Source organism: Paenibacillus agricola (assembly GCF_011440305.1).
Taxonomy (GTDB): Bacteria; Bacillota; Bacilli; order Paenibacillales; family NBRC-103111; genus Paenibacillus_S; species Paenibacillus_S agricola.
The window spans coordinates 94,139-112,826 of record NZ_JAAOIW010000020.1; the positions used below are offsets into that span (position 1 = coordinate 94,139).

Annotated in this window: 13 protein-coding genes, 15 tRNA genes, 1 rRNA gene and 1 pseudogene; 2 read left to right on the plus strand and 28 right to left on the minus strand. The window is 35.8% G+C overall.

All coding sequences use genetic code 11. The features are described 5' to 3' along the window. Nucleotides 1-122: 122 nt before the first annotated feature. The 3 genes from G9U52_RS33085 to G9U52_RS33095 all read right to left on the minus strand — a co-directional run bounded on the left by G9U52_RS33085 (nt 123) and on the right by G9U52_RS33095 (nt 2,540). On the minus strand, nt 123-1,028 hold the full coding sequence (locus tag G9U52_RS33085) for an ATP-dependent DNA ligase (protein WP_166155870.1): 906 nt from the start codon (nt 1,026-1,028) through the stop codon (nt 123-125). 271 nt (nt 1,029-1,299) lie between these two features. Further along, on the minus strand, nt 1,300-1,746 hold the full coding sequence (locus G9U52_RS33090) for a GNAT family N-acetyltransferase (RefSeq protein WP_166155821.1): 447 nt from the start codon (nt 1,744-1,746) through the stop codon (nt 1,300-1,302). Between the two features lie 581 nt (nt 1,747-2,327). Beyond that, complete coding sequence (locus G9U52_RS33095) at nt 2,328-2,540, minus strand: hypothetical protein (protein WP_166155824.1); 213 nt, start codon at nt 2,538-2,540, stop codon at nt 2,328-2,330. 576 nt (nt 2,541-3,116) lie between these two features. On the opposite strand from G9U52_RS33095, the pseudogene G9U52_RS40420 reads away from it, so the two are divergent. Beyond that, nucleotides 3,117-3,506 (plus strand): annotated as a pseudogene (locus G9U52_RS40420) (IS110 family transposase); the annotation flags it as partial. Between the two features lie 367 nt (nt 3,507-3,873). Here the strand turns inward: G9U52_RS40420 and G9U52_RS33100 are convergent. From G9U52_RS33100 to G9U52_RS33115, 4 genes are all read right to left on the minus strand, one after another. Then, a complete protein-coding gene (locus tag G9U52_RS33100; RefSeq protein WP_166155827.1) occupies nt 3,874-4,737 on the minus strand; it encodes an HNH endonuclease in 864 nt (287 codons plus the stop codon). Next, entirely contained in the window at nt 4,737-6,221 is a 1,485-nt protein-coding gene (locus G9U52_RS33105) for an AAA family ATPase (RefSeq protein ID WP_166155830.1), read from the minus strand. The genes G9U52_RS33100 and G9U52_RS33105 overlap by 1 nt, the downstream gene beginning before the upstream one ends. Before the next feature lie 524 nt (nt 6,222-6,745). Beyond that, nucleotides 6,746-7,762 carry a hypothetical protein gene (locus tag G9U52_RS33110; RefSeq protein ID WP_166155833.1) on the minus strand — a complete coding sequence of 339 codons (1,017 nt, stop codon included), beginning with the start codon at nt 7,760-7,762 and terminating at the stop codon, nt 6,746-6,748. Between the two features lie 259 nt (nt 7,763-8,021). Next, nucleotides 8,022-9,179 (minus strand): PQQ-binding-like beta-propeller repeat protein, encoded by a 1,158-nt coding sequence (locus tag G9U52_RS33115; RefSeq protein WP_166155835.1) that lies wholly within the window; start codon nt 9,177-9,179, stop codon nt 8,022-8,024. Between the two features lie 614 nt (nt 9,180-9,793). Here G9U52_RS33115 and G9U52_RS33120 point away from each other — a divergent pair. Further along, entirely contained in the window at nt 9,794-10,354 is a 561-nt protein-coding gene (locus G9U52_RS33120) for a recombinase family protein (RefSeq protein WP_166155837.1), read from the plus strand. Between the two features lie 125 nt (nt 10,355-10,479). Here the strand turns inward: G9U52_RS33120 and G9U52_RS33125 are convergent, their stop codons facing one another. The 21 genes from G9U52_RS33125 to G9U52_RS33225 all read right to left on the minus strand — a co-directional run. Then, nucleotides 10,480-11,421 (minus strand): phage lytic cycle repressor MrpR family protein, encoded by a 942-nt coding sequence (locus tag G9U52_RS33125; RefSeq protein WP_166155839.1) that lies wholly within the window; start codon nt 11,419-11,421, stop codon nt 10,480-10,482. Between the two features lie 753 nt (nt 11,422-12,174). After that, nucleotides 12,175-12,594 (minus strand): hypothetical protein, encoded by a 420-nt coding sequence (locus G9U52_RS33130; protein WP_166155841.1) that lies wholly within the window; start codon nt 12,592-12,594, stop codon nt 12,175-12,177. An 884-nt stretch (nt 12,595-13,478) separates the two neighbouring features. Further along, nucleotides 13,479-15,437 (minus strand): hypothetical protein, encoded by a 1,959-nt coding sequence (locus G9U52_RS33135; RefSeq protein WP_207953355.1) that lies wholly within the window; start codon nt 15,435-15,437, stop codon nt 13,479-13,481. A gap of 222 nt (nt 15,438-15,659) precedes the next feature. Next, the gene (locus tag G9U52_RS33140; RefSeq protein WP_166155845.1) at nt 15,660-15,932 is read right to left on the minus strand and encodes a hypothetical protein; all 273 of its coding nucleotides are present in this window, start codon (nt 15,930-15,932) and stop codon (nt 15,660-15,662) included. A gap of 11 nt (nt 15,933-15,943) precedes the next feature. Beyond that, nucleotides 15,944-16,888 (minus strand): tyrosine-type recombinase/integrase, encoded by a 945-nt coding sequence (locus G9U52_RS33145; RefSeq protein ID WP_166155873.1) that lies wholly within the window; start codon nt 16,886-16,888, stop codon nt 15,944-15,946. A 169-nt stretch (nt 16,889-17,057) separates the two neighbouring features. Then, nucleotides 17,058-17,143: transfer RNA gene (locus G9U52_RS33150), tRNA-Leu, on the minus strand. Between the two features lie 16 nt (nt 17,144-17,159). Beyond that, a tRNA-Cys gene (locus G9U52_RS33155) sits at nt 17,160-17,233 on the minus strand. A gap of 10 nt (nt 17,234-17,243) precedes the next feature. Further along, nucleotides 17,244-17,318, minus strand: a tRNA-Gly gene (locus tag G9U52_RS33160). A gap of 12 nt (nt 17,319-17,330) precedes the next feature. Continuing rightward, nucleotides 17,331-17,402: transfer RNA gene (locus G9U52_RS33165), tRNA-Gln, on the minus strand. Nucleotides 17,403-17,415: 13 nt separating this feature from the next. Beyond that, nucleotides 17,416-17,491: transfer RNA gene (locus G9U52_RS33170), tRNA-His, on the minus strand. A gap of 14 nt (nt 17,492-17,505) precedes the next feature. Beyond that, a tRNA-Trp gene (locus tag G9U52_RS33175) sits at nt 17,506-17,579 on the minus strand. A gap of 4 nt (nt 17,580-17,583) precedes the next feature. Further along, nucleotides 17,584-17,668, minus strand: a tRNA-Tyr gene (locus G9U52_RS33180). A gap of 58 nt (nt 17,669-17,726) precedes the next feature. Further along, a tRNA-Thr gene (locus tag G9U52_RS33185) sits at nt 17,727-17,802 on the minus strand. Nucleotides 17,803-17,816: 14 nt separating this feature from the next. Next, nucleotides 17,817-17,892 (minus strand) — tRNA-Phe (locus tag G9U52_RS33190). Nucleotides 17,893-17,932: 40 nt separating this feature from the next. Further along, nucleotides 17,933-18,009 (minus strand) — tRNA-Asp (locus tag G9U52_RS33195). 36 nt (nt 18,010-18,045) lie between these two features. Continuing rightward, nucleotides 18,046-18,119 (minus strand) — tRNA-Met (locus tag G9U52_RS33200). Between the two features lie 21 nt (nt 18,120-18,140). After that, nucleotides 18,141-18,216 (minus strand) — tRNA-Val (locus tag G9U52_RS33205). Between the two features lie 10 nt (nt 18,217-18,226). Continuing rightward, nucleotides 18,227-18,298: transfer RNA gene (locus tag G9U52_RS33210), tRNA-Glu, on the minus strand. Between the two features lie 18 nt (nt 18,299-18,316). Next, a tRNA-Ser gene (locus G9U52_RS33215) sits at nt 18,317-18,406 on the minus strand. A 5-nt stretch (nt 18,407-18,411) separates the two neighbouring features. Next, nucleotides 18,412-18,487 (minus strand) — tRNA-Asn (locus G9U52_RS33220). Nucleotides 18,488-18,595: 108 nt separating this feature from the next. Then, a 23S ribosomal RNA gene (locus tag G9U52_RS33225) occupies nt 18,596-18,688 on the minus strand; the annotation flags it as partial.

An 18,688-nucleotide genomic window follows, 5' to 3' on the forward strand; every position in this document is an offset into this window, starting at 1 on the left:
CACATTACGACAATTTTTCCATTAGTTTCTTAATTTGAATTATTGATGGATCCCATAGTTTTGGGAAACCCTTTAATTGGCGGCTCTGATAGAGCTAGCCCAGGAATCCGTTGTTTACTTTTCTAAACTCTCCATTTACAATCCTCTGGTTTCTTATCCAACAAAAATCCTCGAAACACCGTTGTTCTTAAATGATGCGTATCTGTTCTTTCGAGATATTCAATACGGCAACATAAACGCGGCTCCATCCATTGCGTTTTCTGATCCTTAACCGTTTGAAGATGCTTTGCCACCTCTAGGAACATTTGCATTTCTTCTGGCTTAAAACCAAACTCTACAACACCTACAGGTTTATTGGGCACAGTCCTAAAATTCAATCCTATAACGAGCCCAAACGGTTTGGTTCTGTATCCCAATATAATAACGTCAATCGTCTTGAAGTGCTTTATTTTTAGCCAATCAGGACTTTTAGTGTCCAGATAGTATTTGGATTCCTTGCGCTTTGCCACAATGCCTTCCATATCACGATCTTTAGTTAAATTAAACAAAGACCGACCTTGCGCTTCAATATACATCGTTGGCGATATAATGTTCGTTACAGAGACAATTTCATGCAACCGCTGTTTCCGCATCATAAGCGGCTCTTTCAAATGCTCACGATCCGTACATAAAACATCAAATACGACAAATGTTGCTGGATGCGTGTTGACTGCATTTCTAATTCTTGATGAATTACTTAATCTACCACGAAAGGAGAAATCATCAAATATGGGTCTACCATCACGCAGCACAATGCCTTCACAATCCAAAATTGCGGTATGTGCCTTTATAGCATTTGTCGCTTCCTTTAACTCTGGAAACTTGTTGGTAACATTATTTCCGTTACGTGTGTATGCCTCTATGCGATTACCCTGCTTATGTAAAAGTATTCTCCATCCATCCCATTTTGGCTCGAAGATGAAGCTTTCATCATTGAACGGCTCATTTCCTATGCTTACGATCATTGGCTTAATTGGTGTATAGAGCATCAAAATCCAACCCCCTCCTTCACCATTGTCACCATTACATTGCTAGGTCTAAACTCATCCCATAAACTACGACAATTCTGTCACTCATCAATGTACTACACCATTCTGAAGAGGATGAAAGACTGCTAGGATACCTCGATGATCTCAAAGATCAAACTCTCCTCAGTTATGTAACACATTTTTTTTGAGTCCACTCAACGCCAAGTAGATCTTTGTGAAGATTGAACTGAACATGTTGTCATTTTCCCCGCCTTCCAAAAGACATCCATCATCAAGCCTTGTCCAATATAAGATAATGACTGACATGCTCATCACCGTCTTTAACTGAAAAGCCTAATGAACGATAGAATTTGCCCCCGGCTGGACTATCTGTTTTCAATTCAATCATCTGATAATGCTGCTTCGCTTCTTCAATGATATGATTCATGATCATCCTGCCGATGCCTTGTTTACGGTAATCTTGTGAAATGTACAAGCGTCTAACGCGTCCAATTTGTTCTGTAAAGCTTTGGTTTAAGCCGCCAATTCCAATGATCCTAGTATCATCACAGGCTATGAACAGTGCCTCACCTTGCTTGTCGAATAGGTTAGTGCCACTCTCATACTCGTCCACCAACCGCTTCATATGTCGGAAACCTTCCTTAGAGCTTTCCGCAACTAAATGTGATATAGCCGTATGCACAAGTAAATCTAGCTTACATATTGAGATTTGATGCATGGTATTCACCCCGCAGCTAATTTTTATTCTCCCTTAGTTCCTCCAGCCAAGCTGAGGATTTGATGTTTTGATATCCGCAAGCTCGTCAATTTTCTTCATAAAATAGGTTTAAATACTGTTAATATGATCTTCTTCAGGAAGAAAATGAGTAGTTCCTTCGGTCCATTCTATACTATCCGTATTAATTTCAATTCTAGGATGAATCTTCAAATAATGCTTGGCTCTACTCGGAATGTAAGATCCGAAAACAAAAAGGATGCGCCCATTCAGGCAACATCCTGCTTATCTGCCTATAACGACTATAGGATAAGTCTATTAATTGAGGTGTATAATTCAACTCTTTTTACACCCTTTATTTCGGATTAAAGTGACAGTAACAACTCCAATAACTGCCGCCACGGCGAACTTATATGAACTGGCACCTTATTTAAAACGACTATTGAAACATCAAAATTACTTCAACAAAATGTAACCTATTCACCTTTAATCCTGTACGGCAGCAACTTTGCCTGATTGATTAAAATAATAGTAACTACTAGTTGAATCCCTCCATCTATATACCCACTGTTCAGCATATATATTCATCTTGGGAAACTAAACATCTCAACGTTATAAGTAACTTCATCTTCAAATGAATTATTTCCTCTACAAACCTCTTCATGATTTTTCCAGAAGGCCTCAGCATCCGCATCTAATTTCAACTTATCCATAGCCGCTTTAATTAAGTCATCAGTTCCCCACGATACTTCCTTACTAAAATCTGCTGCTGCGATGTCAATACGTATTTTCACCATAGGTTATTTGCATATCCAGATAATCGCTCAAAAATGTGAGGGGTGCATACAATACATAATCCTGCGAAATAATTGGATAGTCTAATCTTGTATTATGAATGTCCATTCTGCTGCCGAAATATGTCATCATACTTTGGTCTGATTGTATTTACAAAATCCGATATGGATGATTAATTCTTAGTACCCCATTTTACTCTTCTGCCGACATATTCAACTGCCCTAATATACTCCATAGTGGTACATAAATAGCGTTATCACTTCACTTATAATAGGTTCATTCTCAGTTTTTAAAGGTTGACTCCTATCTCCCATAACTGGTAATTATACCTAATGGATTTTACCATTTACAGGAATTATTATCCACTTTTATTTTCTGAGGAAGAAGTAGTAATTATCCCAAAAATAGATGGCTATCTTGATATCACCTTCACTATCAAAAATAAACATTCAAGAGTTTTCACTCGCAAACCTAGCATGAAGATAGCATGCGTTTACTAGATTCACCATTTGTGGAGGTATTGTCGTATGGAAATTCTACTTTAGCGTTGTGCAGGCAAGGATGTCCATCAAGAAACGATTGTCGTTTGTGTGCTAACGACAGATTTATCAGGCGAGGTCCAAAGTGTTCCATTCGGTGACCCATTTGTCGCAATGGAAAGCACTGGGATCTACTGGAAGCCCGTCTTCGATATCTTGGAGGGGTATTTCACCGTGGTACTCGCCAATCCCCAGAGAATTAAGATCGTACCCGTCGGAAAACGGATGTTTGTGATGCAGAGTGGATCGCTATATTGCTGCATGTGGGTCTCTTGAGCCTAACTTTGTTCCATCGGAAGATTTAAGAGAATTACGTGATCTGTGCCGACTTCGGAAGAAACGCATCGGAGGGCTATTTGCAAAAAAAACAGGATCGGAAAGTATTTCGAAGCCTGTAATGTTAAACTAGGGAGTAGTCATTCTTCGATTTTGACAACGCTAAGTTTTTTGCAGTACTAGTTTACGTGCTACAAGAAGGTGAGAAAATAGACTATAGACAGATAACAAAGCATGCAGACAATTGCGTGGTTGTGAATGGGGACTACTTCATTAAGGAGAATTGTAAGTTTAGAGTGGCATATTAAGCGGTTGAATTAAAATGAAACACCAAATTCACTGGGCAAGGATTAATGTAGTCCAAAATTTCAGGAAATCACTTTGAAAAGGCTTTCCCAAAAGATGCTATCTTTGGGAAAGCCTTTCTTTATATTTATCTCGTTGAGGAAACACCAACCATCCAATTGAGCAATAACTTTCACTTTCAGCTGATCTACTTATCTAATAATAACATAAACTGTTACAATTTATAAAAATCAGCACATTGTAAAATACCTCTACTTATAACTGCTTTCCAATAATTAATGCCATGATTTCTTTCATAAATTCTAATGTCTATTAAAGACAAGCGTTTTAAATCTACTTCTTCTAAACCTTCTTCCAAGCACTTTTTATTAATCTGATAGATCTCATTTACATATGTGTTAACTTCGTTTTCGATTCTTTCAAGGACATTTAACTCTTTATAATGTGATTGGACGATATCATAAAAAGCATTTGTATAAGCAACAGGTGGATTTATAACTACATTTACAACTGGTTCATCTTTATTCCCAATGCTAATGAAGGCTTCAATAAAAACATCATTTGGAATTTCATCATAATAAAAATGAATAAACATTCTCTTCTTTGTTAAATTATCTTTGAATTTTTTACCTTTGAGTCTATTGCAATCATCACAACAAGGAACTAGGTTATGACTCATTACAGCAAATTCAGGATATAATTCCTTTGGAAGATAATGATCTCTTGTTGATGGGGAATTTATACCACAGTATGGACACTTGTCTTTATTGTATGTATCTTGAATCTTAAAAAGTTCTGCATACATCCACTCAAAGGAAGTAGTACTAGAATCATAACAATTTTTAAGACAATCTTTTTCTGTTCCTATAAACTTACTATCATCTATGTCAAACAAATTATTACGTTTATCTTGGTACTCTTCATACCTCTCAAGCACTGAACTTTGAATACAACTCATAGGATTAAGGTTGGAATTATGTACATAAAGTAAGTCTTTACAAGGACTATTTTTACTCTTAGCTATTGCTAAAAATATATCTTCAGGACTCATTACAGTGATTGGCAATAAATTCCTCATTAATTTTTACCTCTATTTTGTTTGTTTTTCTCAATAACACTTATATAAGTCATAGCATTGTAACTTAATCCATTAGGGAACTTATTCAAGATAGCATCCAAATTTTTATTTTCTCTATTTACAGCGGTTCTAAATATTGTTTTGTAATAACTCTCAACATCTTTCACATTAAATACTTCTTCCGTTATTGAAGTTAAATTTTCCCCTAGTGATTCTAATGATAACTCTCTTACATCTAGAAGGTTATCTTCTCTAACAAATTTTTTAATATATCTTGAAGCTGTTTCCTGAACAATTAAAGGTGAATGTGTACAAACTATTGCATAAGAGTTATATTCCTTTAATAAATCAGATAATGTTCTCATAAGATTTGAGATTGCATTGGGATGCAGATGAAGTTCTGGTTCATCAAATAGCAATATTGACTCATATTCAATATTAGCTATCACATTAGTCATTGTATATAATAGTATGTTTTGCCCTGAACTTAATCTTGCTTCGAATATTTTTTCTGGCTCAGTTTCTTTTAATAAGACTTCAAACTCATTTTCTAAGACACTCATCATTGTTCGTTTCCAGAGTTGAAATTTTTCATCATTTTTTCTAAGTTCTTTAAATCTGATTTCCCCAATTTCCCTCATTTCCTTTAACGATAAAGTTTTTTCATCATTACCTTGGATACCACAATATATATAATTATTCATTGGTTCAGACCCTGAACTATTCCTTTTTTCATCTTGTTGCGGCTTTTTAAAATCATCAAATGCGCTAAAAGAAACAGCAATAACTTTACTAAATAACGGCATATTATCAAATGCTTCAATACTATTCTCTTTACTTTCACTACCACAAAGTGAATTTGCAAATCTTTCCATAAATTGTGTTTTTCCACAACCATTTTTCCCTACCAATACGAACATTTTGTTAGGCACAAAATCTTTCTTTGAATAGTCAAAAGTTATGTTTATTTTTTGATTAGAATATGGGGGGTTAAATTTATATGTAAAATTAAAAATTTCATCTCTTTTTTCACCACCAAAATATTGAATAGCTGAACTAAACGCTTTTTTAGCTTCGCTTGATCTAAAAAAAGAATCCCCAATCCCACCATGCCCCTTAAATTTTTCATAGTATTCCTTGTAAATGGCAACATCTTTCAAAGAATGCAATATATCCTCATATAATTTTTGTTCGAGTGTTCTTAAATCTCTATAGTATTCCATCGATTGACCTAATGAACAGAATTTACCCTCTTCTAGCGATTCAAAATTCTTATCAATAACATTTATTGTAAAATTATCAGTTATGTGTAAGATTTTTAAAGCCCCCATATCTAATGACTTATGATCATTTATATACAAATGTGCAGTAAAAGAAGTACAATAACCAAAATCATTCCACTTATCATAAAGCAATTCAATATAAGGATAATCTTTTTTTTCATGACCTTTTGAATTCGGATAATATATTATGTAAAAATTCATTTGTTATTCTCCTTATGAATGTTTTTAACATAGTTATGAATATAACCTTTTTGAGTAATTGTATTCTTCAAGTGGATTTATTAATTAATTTAATAATGCTTTGATCTCTTCCAATGTTGATGCGGCTACAGCACCAGTTCCCAATCCCATCAACAAAGTAGTTCCTATTACCCCTGCTAGTTATCTCTTTTTAATACCAATTCTCAATACAATCTAAAACTAATTCGATAAAACATCCTTTTTTCCTCCTTTTTACATGGTTGTATTTACCTAAAACAAAGGTTATTTGGTTATTATGTCGATTCTCAAAGTATAAATAAAGAAGATCTTATTTGTAATTATATAAAATAAAGCTTTCCCCAAGAAGTATCTTCGGGAAAGCTTTATTTATATTCATGGTGTTGGTGTTCTTCTTTTGTAATTATGTAAAATTCTTTTGAGTATCTCGCACAAGTCATACTGCTTACTAACTCTCCTAAGATATATCGGCATACCTAATATAACAAATAAAAGCTAATAAATTTTTATTTGCTTTTAAATAAATTAAAGTTAGGTTTTTTATACTTCAAAAAAAAGAATGCCTTAAAAATATTTAGTATTCTACCACTCTTAAATAAATGAGCATACTTGTAAAAGTTACGTTTTTGTTCTTCTGACCAACTTTCAAAAAGAACAGGACTTAGTACAATATTCTTATCTTGCGAAACAACCATTTTACTTAAATAATCTTCGATTTTATTAATTTGTTTCTTTTCAACAAAAGTTTTAAGTTGGTTACATAATTCTTCACCATATTTAGAACCTTTAAAATATGAAATAATAATAATTGACTTTTCATTTTGCGGGAAGATATTCAAAAAAATCTTATCTTCTACAAAGCCTCTGTATTTTTTATTCATATTAATATAGGGATAAAACCAAGAGCAAGAAATAAATTGTATTTTTTTATTTAATTGAATTGTATAGGTTTCTAAAGTATCCCAAATATCATTTATATAGCAATTCTTAAATTTTTCCAATGTATATGTATAATGATAGTTTACAGATACTCTTCCTTTAGTCTCAAAAATTTGATTCATATATGTTAGTTTATCTTTAATAATTTGTTCTGATAACCCAAATGTGAACGCACGGAGTGCAAATTGAAAGCATTGTTGCTTATTTTCCGAATCAAATACTTGTCCATTTTCAATTTTATTGAATAAATTATTGTCATGCTGTTTACAAAAAATATTATATTTATGTGTTTCAGCTATTTTACATGGCAATATTTGTCTTCCTAGACGATAATATTGTTTACTTTCAATATCAAAACACATAACCTCATTATCACTTTCAATACTTTTCAAATATTTAGCTTCTTGAATAAGATGATTGCCACTTTTCTTAGCTTTTTTATATTTGTGTTCACATTCAATTTTAAGATCTTTGAATAGACATTCGGCATTTTCCCTTTCTCTTTTAACAATTTCCAATCTTTCCTCTAATACCTTGTTATTTTTAAGTAAGTCTTGGTCTTTATTGTACAGCACACCTTTCATTTGAACCCTCCATAATATTATTCATTATATCTGCCACTCTAATTTAATCTCACCTGCATTGTTACCATCATTCCCAAATTATTCTAAAAATATATACTACTTCCTTTAAAGGTGACTAATCCTTGTACATGCGTTCAACTGCTTTCTGCTTATCTTTTTTAGAGCAAGGATGGAAATTAGATAATGTACATTTAGAAATTATGGTAATAGATGGAGCTAAGGAGCGATTTACTATGAAGATAGGGAATTACGGAGGAGATCATTCTAATTTCTCAAAAGATAGAACACCGGGTCTGGAAATAGTGGTAAAGTAAATTGTTTGGTCAAACTTTGAGATTAATTTAACGTAATCCTTACCCCCTTTGTAATTAATCTCCTTCTCAGTAATTAAATCTCCTGTAATGGCACTAAGAGTAATAATTTTATTTTGAACACCGTAAATTAGTTTTTCTTTGTGGTAAACAAAGGCTGTATTAATGGAGGAGTTTCCAACTTTTCGTGACCAAATTACATTCCCACTCTTAGCATTTAAAGCGAAACTGGTAGCATCATTGGAGAAATATAGTGTATCTTCAACTTTGATTGGAAAAGTAGAAATATATCCATTTGTATTTTTTTCCCAGACTAACCTGCCAGTTGATTCATTAACTGCGTAAAAGTATCCATCCCAACTACCAAAATAAATATGGTTTTCAGATATAATCGGTGAAGTTAGGAGTAAACTACCTATTTGATTTTTTGACCAATCATTATCCGCCAGATGTGTTCTATAAATCCAATTAACTTTACCTTCTATTTCATCAATTGAATATAATAATCCGTCGTTTGCATAAACAAATATATTACCATTGCTCTCTTTAATTACTGATCGAACCCCAAGTTTTTTTTGAGTACTAATTTCCCAAATGACTTTACCATTATATGCATCTATAGACATAATTTTTCCGTTGTCTGTGCCTATTATGACACGACCATTAGATACGAGTGGAGCTGCATTTACCCATTCCCTAATCTCATTCTTCCAAACAAGTTTACCTGTGTTCTTGTCAAGAGCATATAATCGAAAACTTGTTCCAAAATATAACTTTTCGTTGTCAGTCGTAAAATTATTTATTGAGTCGAACGCTTTAAGACCATCAATGTGATACTCAGGGGAATTGAACTCCCAAAGCGTTTTTTTTGTTTCAACATTTGTAGCAAATAACTGTCCGTTCACAAGACCAGTATACATCGTTCCCCTATCAACAAATGGTGTAGAAGTAATAGGATCACCTGGTGAAATAATAAATTCCATAGCGTTTTTACTTTTCTCAATCTCAATGTTCTTACTTTTGTCAATCTTGAGTTCTGTTGGTGAACACGAAGTTAATATTGTTGTTAATAAAATGAAGAAAATAAAAGCCAGTTTATGTTTCAATGAAACCATCTCCCCTTAAACCATTTGTAATTAGCCCCCTAGAAGTCTGACAACTAGCCCGATATACTGCTATGCGAATTTCCCATCCTTGTCTAACTTCTGATCGTGTCATGAAAAAATCCTCCTCGCTTCGTTCTGAGGAAGATTAACTCATTGACAAAATTAGGTTAGGTAGTATTTCACGCTTACGTATTAAGAATACCATATATTGTAACAACATAAATAAAATTTTGTTGAATATGGGACAAATATTTTAATTGAACATGTTACTAACAAATACAATTCTTGCAATTCGTACTGAATTATCAAAAATGTAAAGAGGGGATAAACGAGATCAAATGGAGGAAATTATTTTATATTCGGGCTATATTTGTGCCTACCGATATTAAGGAATATCAACCCTATTTAAATGTAATTAATACCCCCCTCCCCGTTTGATTCCGTATCAAAAAGTACACCTTTCTTAACTCTTTTCTAGTATCGGTATTATTAGGCTTGTTGTGTTTCTTTAAGTTGCAATTACATTTAGGGACGTATCAAAAATAATATTGACATTATGATACACTTTAACGGATAATAGCCTTACCCAAATAAAATTGGAAAGGCGTGGAAATATGAAGGTTGCATATATCAGAGTCAGTTCACAAGATCAAAACGAACAACGCCAATTAGAAATGATGAAGGAGAATGGGATAGAGAAGTATTATTCCGAAAAGATAAGCGGAGCCACAAAGGATAGACCAAAGCTTATAGAAATGCTCTCTTTTGTAAGAGAAGGTGATACTATATACATTGAATCATTTTCCCGATTAGCAAGAAACACGATGGATTTACTCTCAATAGTAAAGGAATTGTCCAACAAGGGAGTTGCTTTGGTATCCCTAAAGGAGAGAATAGATACTGCAAGTCCGCAAGGGAAATTGATGTTGACTATTTTTGCTGCATTATCTGAATTTGAAAGGGATATTATTAAGGAAAGACAGTCTGAGGGTATTGCTGTAGCTAGGATGAACAATAAGCAATTAGGTAGACCTAAGATCGAAATTACGGATAAATTCAAGAAGTCTTATACACAATGGAAGAATGGATCGATAACCGCTGTAAAAGCTATGGAGTTATCAAACCTAACCAAACCCACATTCTATAGGCTTGTTAAAGAGTATGAAAAAAAATGATAAATTGTCGGCAAAAAATACACCACCACCGCTTCAATAACAAAAACCACCTATTCAGATGGCTAATCTTTAAATATACGTGCAACTGCACAAGTAATACCTTTACAATCACCTTATCCAAATGATTATGAATTGTAGAGACGCCGTATCGTTTCCTCATTAACAAACTCTTTGAGCGAAAACCAACTGTTTACATTAAATCTTTCGCAAATCTCAAGATATTGCTCTTTACCCAGCGTTCCATATTCTTTCAACAACTGCGATCCCATGTATATCATGCCACTTCTTGAAATGTTTTTAGGCGCAAGATATGGCATTGGAAAGAGCTTAGCTATTGTATTAACCCTTCTATTGATAACAGATTTATCAACAGGACTAATCATATTTTCAGTTTTTGTAAAAGAACTTCTAATCAAATATTCATTTTTAACCAAATCAGTGTAATTCCTTACATTGTCAACTTCCTCCATTTCCCCATTTTTCTTATAGTACTTGGTTTGATCTGCGGCTTGACGCAAAACACTCATTGTTCTTTCATTCTTGATTTCAAAAATTTTTCTGTTAATAGGATTGTTTGTTAGATAAATAATGTTCTTGTCATAATCGATATCATTTTTCTTAATATGCCTGATTTCTTTGAATTCCTTGCCTGATAATCCCTCAAAAAATAAACTAATTAGAACTTTATCCTGTGCGTTCTCACAATATGCCTCAATATCTTGAATTTCAGACTTCGAAAAGTAAATTTTAAAGGTTTTATCAACAAATTTATCAAACCAAGCAGGAGAAGCAGCAACCAATGGATTAATTGTTTTTCTGTAACCATTATTCATTGCCCAAGTAATATAAGCGGTAACGATCCTTCCATTTGTTTGTGAAGCAAGTGGAGTTAAAGGAGAAAGATCATATAGTACTTCCTCAATCTCGTCTTTACTAAATGAATACAAATCTTCTCCAAAACGCTTTTCAGCATACTCACTTTTGTTAAAAATTCTCTTATAGGTTTGTCGTGTATCTTCATTGATGTACATAGAAAGGAACTTATCTTTGACTTCTCGGTTAAACAATATAGTTATTACCACCTTTTTTTATTATATAATAATAGGATTCTTAAACAGATTATATATTCATTTCCATTGTTTATTTTTATGGTGACAGCTTTATCAATATTCTTATCTTCCGTATTAATTATATTTCTATCGTATTATCGTAGTCATAACAAGTTTGTGGCGACTATATAGACACTAATTTCAACGTCATGTAGATAACACGTGCACGATTGGTTCTGTGTTCCTGCTCCACCTTTTCGAGCTGATGAGCGATGGATAGGTAGGGCTTAGGGCATGAAGGTCACACACAGGGCTTTCTCATTCGTCAAGCGATACTCTAGCTTAGATGAAACGAAAAATCATTAAATCAGCCGTCAATTTATAATATTAACTTTATCGAATATACGTTCGAAAAACTAAGTAAGAAATTGATCTCACTTGGCTTTTCGTTATGTTCTACTTTCCTCATGAATTGATACAGAATACCTTCTATTATACTGACATTCTCTTGATTATTGGATTAGCTATCGTAGTTTATAACGGGCTTGTGGCGAACAGACACTCCTTTTAAGGTCTCGTAATGAAACGTGCTGGATTGGTTCTGCGCTCCGCTCCACCTATGTAAGCCTGATTGGGTGATGGGTAGGGAATGAAGGTCGCTCAAAGGGCGTTCTCGTTCGTGAGACGTTGCCCTAGCTTCAAGATGAAACTAAAAATCACATAACATTATCGTAGGATTCATGTCCAAATAATCGCCCCCGCTTTGTACAATTAAGGATATTTATATTTTGGCTTCAAAACTTTTGTCAGCATTGCTTCAATAGCTTTCCTTTCAATCTCATCATCATATGCCATCCAATACACTGTTAATAGTCCTAAATTAGTTGAAAAGAAATCAAACCATTTCTTATATTTGTTTTTGTATTTTTCATTATGAGACTCGTTATAATGATCACGTATTCTATTGCTTATCATACCTTCTCCCACATATAAACAACCACCAGAAGCATTATAATAGACATATAAACCCTTAACCGTTTTTCCAGTTGTCTTTGTAATTTCTTGTTTCATTTTTACTCTTAATTTATTTTCAAGAATATCAATGTGGTTAACTTCAATACGCTCCCAGTAAAGACTAAAAGGAAGAAGTCTATTTTTGCTAAGAAATTCATGGAATTGTTCAGTTAACATGTCCGCACCTCATTAAAAGGTTTTTTTAGCTTCGTAAATTTCTTTTAGCCATTTTCATCAATTATTAATGTAAATAAGTGAGCAAAAACGGCTACACTTCCTGCATCTTTTGCAAGTGAATCTTCGTAAGTTGTAAATAAAAGAAGTCCAAGAGGTTCCTCCTCATGGACTTCTTTGCCGTATGCTTTTCGAACATCCTTATTATAAAATAAATGGTTATATTTGTAAACGTATTATTGTCTCAATCCTTTGGACTGCATCCAAAGAACTTTAGCGATTGCAGCTAATTTCCTTTATGAACCCCATATTAAATAACCTCCAACATGTCAACTTATACCGAGCCCTGAAGGGCTCGGGCTAACGCACAAATGCTTCGCAATTGTTTGTTAAAAACGGTAACTTCGTTACCGTTTTTCAACTCTCTTGGCTTTTACTCTACATGTCTTTGATTTAGTTACTATAAGTTCTATAATAATAAATACTTGGAATACTTATTATTATCTTTCCGTGTTGAAGATGGGAGCAAAGCGACCCAACCGAACGAAGCGAAGCGGAGTAAGGTTGAATGAGATATTAATATACCTCCGCTTCGCTTCGGTGGCTTCCTACAAGTATATGACTTCTACTATACAGCATCGTATTTTCGGATCATTAACACAACGATCAAATTGTCCAAAGTCGTCTGTTATTCTTCATGGTGTATATGATGAACCCATTTTACCCGAAAGTATGCCATAACTTATTTGAAAATCGTTCTATAAAAGCTTTAATATAGCTATCCTTTTTGAGCAAGTCATCAGCACATCTATATAATAGATAGAACTGATTACTTGAAGGATTGAAAATTTCTAAAGTTTTAAATGAATAAAAACCTAAACCCTCCCTTATTCGTCATGTTGGACAATCGGGTCAGTCAGCTTTTCAATGTACTTGTTATGAATATTAATCATACCTAAACCTGTTTCTGTGGGTAGTAAAGCTTTAACCTTTGCGTGAGTCAAGATTCTGTTGAAGTTGGTTGTTATGCCTACAGCTTGAGATACATCCTTCTTTTGATACTTTCCCTTTGGCAATCCATATACGTAATCAACAAATCTGTCAACGTTATCCCCTCTCTTTTCACCCTTCTTCTCTTGTTTGAAGTCCATTTCAATGATTCTAACATTATCAGCACCTTTGATTTGGCTTAGTACAGTAGACACAATCTCCTTCTGATCGCTGTTGATGATAAAAAATTCTCCCTCTGGCATTACATTACGTTGTATACGTTTGACACTCTGATAAATCTCTGAAGCAATATAGCCAATCTGTACAGCCTTAAACTCATCGTTAAGGAATCTGCCATGTACAATTTCTGTGGGCTTTTTACCCAAATCTGATTGCTTATACATCATGTAATGGACTAAATACTGCTCATATGGGATATTGGGTGTGCCAATAATCCAACTTTGATTGAAGTTAGAGTATTCATTTTTGCCAATCAGATTTCCAAACCAGTTAATTGCGAAATCTTCACTATCATAATCATCACCAATGCCAATTTTCGTAATATCAGCTTTGAATAGCTGTTCTAATATGGTTTTGTGATTGTCTTTATGGCATATGATTAGTGTCTTATCTTTGGGTTTATGGTTAGCTTTTATCTTTTCACAAATTTCAGGGTAAAATTTGTTATGGTTGTGATGTAAATGGCTTTTGCTTGAGTTAAAATTGATGATTGTGAATTGAGATTTATTATGGTCAACAATTCTCTCCTGACCAATAAGATTGAACTTACCAAGCTGATAAGTCGCATCTATTCCTGCACTAGCATCAAGAATGATGTTATTTTGCAACCCCCATAGCCTGTGCTTACGGTTGTAGGTAGAGATATTACCACCATTATAAACACATTTGGTGTTGTACCATTGGTCAAGCCCTGCCATAAAATGCTTCAATTTGTTTCTGGTCTTCGTTTCTATCTCTTTTTCAATGTTCACTTCAATGGTTTTCTTGAAGTTTTCAAGTGTTGCAGGGTGAATCTTTGGTTCACAACGTACAACTTTGTTCTTGTTCTTTTCAACTTCTTGTTTAAGAAGTTCTTTGTTAAGTTTATTGCAGACCTTATCGTATTCTGGCTGAATACTTGTGTGAAGGTAAGAACGTACTTCGTCATAATTTTTTTTGGAAAAAGTATATATAGGGAAGTTAATTTTCTCGTCAATGATAAGCACTTCCCTATTTTCCATAAATGCTTGTCTGAGTTCATCATCAAGGCATAAATTTATATAACGCTGGTGGCTGATGATCAGCACCTGAATATCTTTTAGTTCATCCTGTTTGAATTTCCACTCACCCCAATTATCTGCTGTAATACCTAGTACTTTGGTATGGAGTGGGTGGTTATGGCTTGCTAAGTATTTTTCGCTTCTTTCAATGTCTGATTTGAAGCGTTTTACGATTAAGAAGGAAAGTGAATGATGCCAATCGTTAAGATTGGCATCAATTATCTTTAAGGTCTGAAAACTCTTGCCAAGCCCAGCTTCCAGGCTAAACACGTTAAAGGCATTTCTGCCTGTACTTGATGCTGTAATAGCTTCTCTTAATTCATCTATCTTGGATATATACTGGTCACCGTATACCTTAGCATAATTATCCTCTGTAAATTCTTCGTCTTGTATTCCCTGCTCATCGTCTTCAAAAACGATATTATTAATTGAAGGCATTAGAAGAAGTGATTTGATTTCATGATTCTGAAAGAGACAAGGTGTAGATGGATACAAGCCTTTTAAGATAGGATTGCCTACGTTTACAGTAAATTGTGATTCAATGGTGAGAGAGCTATTTTGCTTCTTCCCTTCCAACAATTATATAATATATTAGGTAGTACGTCCCTAATATTTTCAAAAAAAACGAATGGTTTCACTATAACTGAATTCAATCTGCGTATAGCCTTTCATTATTTATGTTTTCAATTCGCACTGCAAAAACCCTCTTTCCTCAAAACAACAAAAGATCCAAAAGAAAAACAAGCCTCTAGAATCGCTTCTAAGGCTTGTTTTTACGTTTTAGGGAGAACTAAAACGCTACTTTTGTTGTGGGTCACCATTAGGCGGCTTGTCATTATCCCATTTGTTTACGAAGAATAAGACTCCGAGTATTTCAGACCTCTCTACTCTCAGGCGCTCCATTTCGGCTCTAATAGCTTGTCTACGTTCTGGCAATACAAAGTCACCATGCTCTTTAGCAAGTCGCAAAAGGTCTTGTGTGATGGCTAAGAGTCTGTTAAATGGATCATCGCCCATTATCCATAATAAACGGCTGAGTGAAATGGCATTGTCAAAAATTTCGTTTGTCATATGCTTACCCTTCACCTCCCATCGATTTTTCTTAATCGCTTCTTTGGAGGAAGAATTCGATGTATCGGAGAAGCCATAGCATGTTGCTCTTTAACATCATTATTAGTTAACCTTACATATCGTTTGGTCATAGTCATATCTACATGCCCTAACATCATTTGAAGCGCAAAAGCGTTTCCTTTACCACGCAAGAACATAATTGAGAACGCATGACGGAGTGCATAGGGATGGAATTTGGTTCCAAGCTTCTTACAATACATTTCAATGCGGTCACCCCATGTATGCCTGTTTATAGGCTTGCCTTCATTCGTGCAGAAAAGGGGGGCTTTATTCTTCCATTCATCGGGTCGAACGGAAATCAATTCATCAATTGCTTTTACAGATTGCGCCAGTATGTGAAGCGTCCTAGACGTTCTTGTTTTAGCTTTATCGGCGTCAACTGTTAGTTCATGAGCAGAACTGTTGTAATCAGACTCCATTAAACTGAAAGCTTCTTTAGGACGAATCCCACAGTCCAAAAAAATGAGCAATAATGCGTAATCACGTAAACCAGCATAGGTAGTTTGGTCAGGTAGTTGCAGTAAATCTGTTAATACTTTTTCATCGATCTGGACAATCCTGCCCTCATCTTTGCGTTTTTTAAAACCATCCAATGGATTATCGGACAATACGCCTTCTTCCACGCACCATTTAAAAAAGCTACGCAAATATACTAGGCGATTGTTATAAGTCGCTGGTTTAATCTTTTCTTGCCCTAAGTGTTCATATACGGATTTTTCTAATTGCACATAAGACTTCGTTGCATCAGGGAAACGTTTGAAAAGTAGATTAACATGCGTGGTGTAATCGAGAATGGTTTGCTCACTGAGGTTGTTCGCTTTCTTCCAACTAATAAACTGTGTTAATGCATCTTCCATTGTTGCTGGTGCGGCTTTTTTAACCTTGGTTAAGCGCATTGCCAATGAAAAAAACTCCTTTACTGCATCTGATTTAGTCAGATACTGCAAAGGAGGTATGTTCCACTTATACGTGAATCCTGTGTACCTAATTTAAACACACAGGATTTCCTAATTTTAAGGTTCGTCTTACCAAAGGCTTAACCAACAACCCTTGATAAGACTGGTATGCCGAAGACCAGACTTGAACTGGTACGGTAGTCACCTACCGCAGGATTTTAAGTCCTGTGCGTCTGCCGATTCCGCCACTCCGGCTAAATGTAAAACTTGTTGGAGGCGCCACCCAGACTCGAACTGGGGGTAGAGCTTTTGCAGAGCTCTGCCTTACCGCTTGGCTATGGCGCCAATAAATCTATGGAGCGGAAGACGGGAATCGAACCCGCGACCCTCGCCTTGGCAAGGCGATGCTCTACCGCTGAGCCACTTCCGCATATTAAGAATACTGGGGATCTAGGGATCGAACCTAGGAATGACGGAGTCAAAGTCCGTTGCCTTACCGCTTGGCTAATCCCCATTAAGAAAAATAATGGGGCGATCGATGGGACTTGAACCCACGAATGCTGGAACCACAGACCAGTGCGTTAACCCCTTCGCCACGACCGCCAAAGTTGTAAGAATGGCAGGGGCAGCAGGAATTGAACCCACACCAAAGGTTTTGGAGACCTTTGTTCTACCTTTAAACTATGCCCCTAAAATGGTGGAGGATGATGGATTCGAACCACCGAACTCAGAGAGAGCAGATTTACAGTCTGCCGTGTTTAGCCACTTCACTAATCCTCCATATTTAATTGTAGTACTTCTAAATCTGCATTAATACGCGCTTTAATCTAAAAAGTACTGGTGCCGTCGAGAGGACTTGAACCCCCAACCTACTGATTACAAGTCAGTTGCTCTACCAGTTGAGCTACAACGGCATATCTGGAAAAAATGGTGGCTTGGGACGGAATCGAACCGCCGACACGAGGATTTTCAGTCCTCTGCTCTACCGACTGAGCTACCAAGCCTTTTTTACTTACGGGTTCATTCCTTTGATGGAATGAATAATGGCGGAGCCGACGGGATTCGAACCCGCGATCTCCTGCGTGACAGGCAGGCATGTTGGGCCACTACACCACGGCTCCATAATTTCTTTGAAGTTAGCTTACTTCAAAAATAAGTTGCGGGGGCAGGATTTGAACCTGCGGCCTTCGGGTTATGAGCCCGACGAGCTACCGGGCTGCTCCACCCCGCGTCAATTGAATCATAATGTTTATGGTGGGCGCTGACGGGATCGAACCGCCGACCCTCTGCTTGTAAGGCAGATGCTCTCCCAGCTGAGCTAAGCGCCCTTACTTACAATGACCCGTAGGGGACTCGAACCCCTGTTACCTCCGTGAAAGGGAGGTGTCTTAACCACTTGACCAACGGGCCATATTGAAAAAAATACTACGGAGAGAAAGGGATTCGAACCCTTGAGACGCTTGTGGCGCCTACACGATTTCCAATCGTGCTCCTTCGACCAAACTCGGACACCTCTCCATAAATGGCTCCCCGAACAGGACTCGAACCTGTGACAACTCGATTAACAGTCGAGTGCTCTACCAACTGAGCTATCAGGGAATATAAATAATGTTTCAGGCTTTGCACCCTGAAAACTAGATCCGAAACCAACAATTTCTGCGTCGAGCAACGCCCCCCCTTTAGCTTGCGCTTCAGGGGGGACTTCCTTTGGATAAGCCCTCGACCGATTAGTATCCGTCAGCTCCATGCCTTGCGGCACTTCCACCCCGGACCTATCTACCTCATCGTCTATAAGGGGTC

Excerpts from the sequence above, each read along its gene's own strand:
- G9U52_RS33100 (WP_166155827.1), bottom strand. The coding sequence starts at position 4,737 with ATGAGGAATTTATTGCCAATCACTGTAATGAGTCCTGAAGATATATTT.
- G9U52_RS33105 (WP_166155830.1), bottom strand. The coding sequence starts at position 6,221 with ATGAATTTTTACATAATATATTATCCGAATTCAAAAGGTCATGAAAAA.
- G9U52_RS33140 (WP_166155845.1), bottom strand. The coding sequence starts at position 15,932 with ATGACAAACGAAATTTTTGACAATGCCATTTCACTCAGCCGTTTATTA.
- G9U52_RS33145 (WP_166155873.1), bottom strand. The coding sequence starts at position 16,888 with ATGCGCTTAACCAAGGTTAAAAAAGCCGCACCAGCAACAATGGAAGAT.
- G9U52_RS33085 (WP_166155870.1), bottom strand. The coding sequence starts at position 1,028 with ATGCTCTATACACCAATTAAGCCAATGATCGTAAGCATAGGAAATGAG.
- G9U52_RS33130 (WP_166155841.1), bottom strand. The coding sequence starts at position 12,594 with ATGTTAACTGAACAATTCCATGAATTTCTTAGCAAAAATAGACTTCTT.
- G9U52_RS33090 (WP_166155821.1), bottom strand. The coding sequence starts at position 1,746 with ATGCATCAAATCTCAATATGTAAGCTAGATTTACTTGTGCATACGGCT.
- G9U52_RS33095 (WP_166155824.1), bottom strand. The coding sequence starts at position 2,540 with ATGGTGAAAATACGTATTGACATCGCAGCAGCAGATTTTAGTAAGGAA.
- G9U52_RS33120 (WP_166155837.1), top strand. The coding sequence starts at position 9,794 with ATGAAGGTTGCATATATCAGAGTCAGTTCACAAGATCAAAACGAACAA.
- G9U52_RS33110 (WP_166155833.1), bottom strand. The coding sequence starts at position 7,762 with ATGAAAGGTGTGCTGTACAATAAAGACCAAGACTTACTTAAAAATAAC.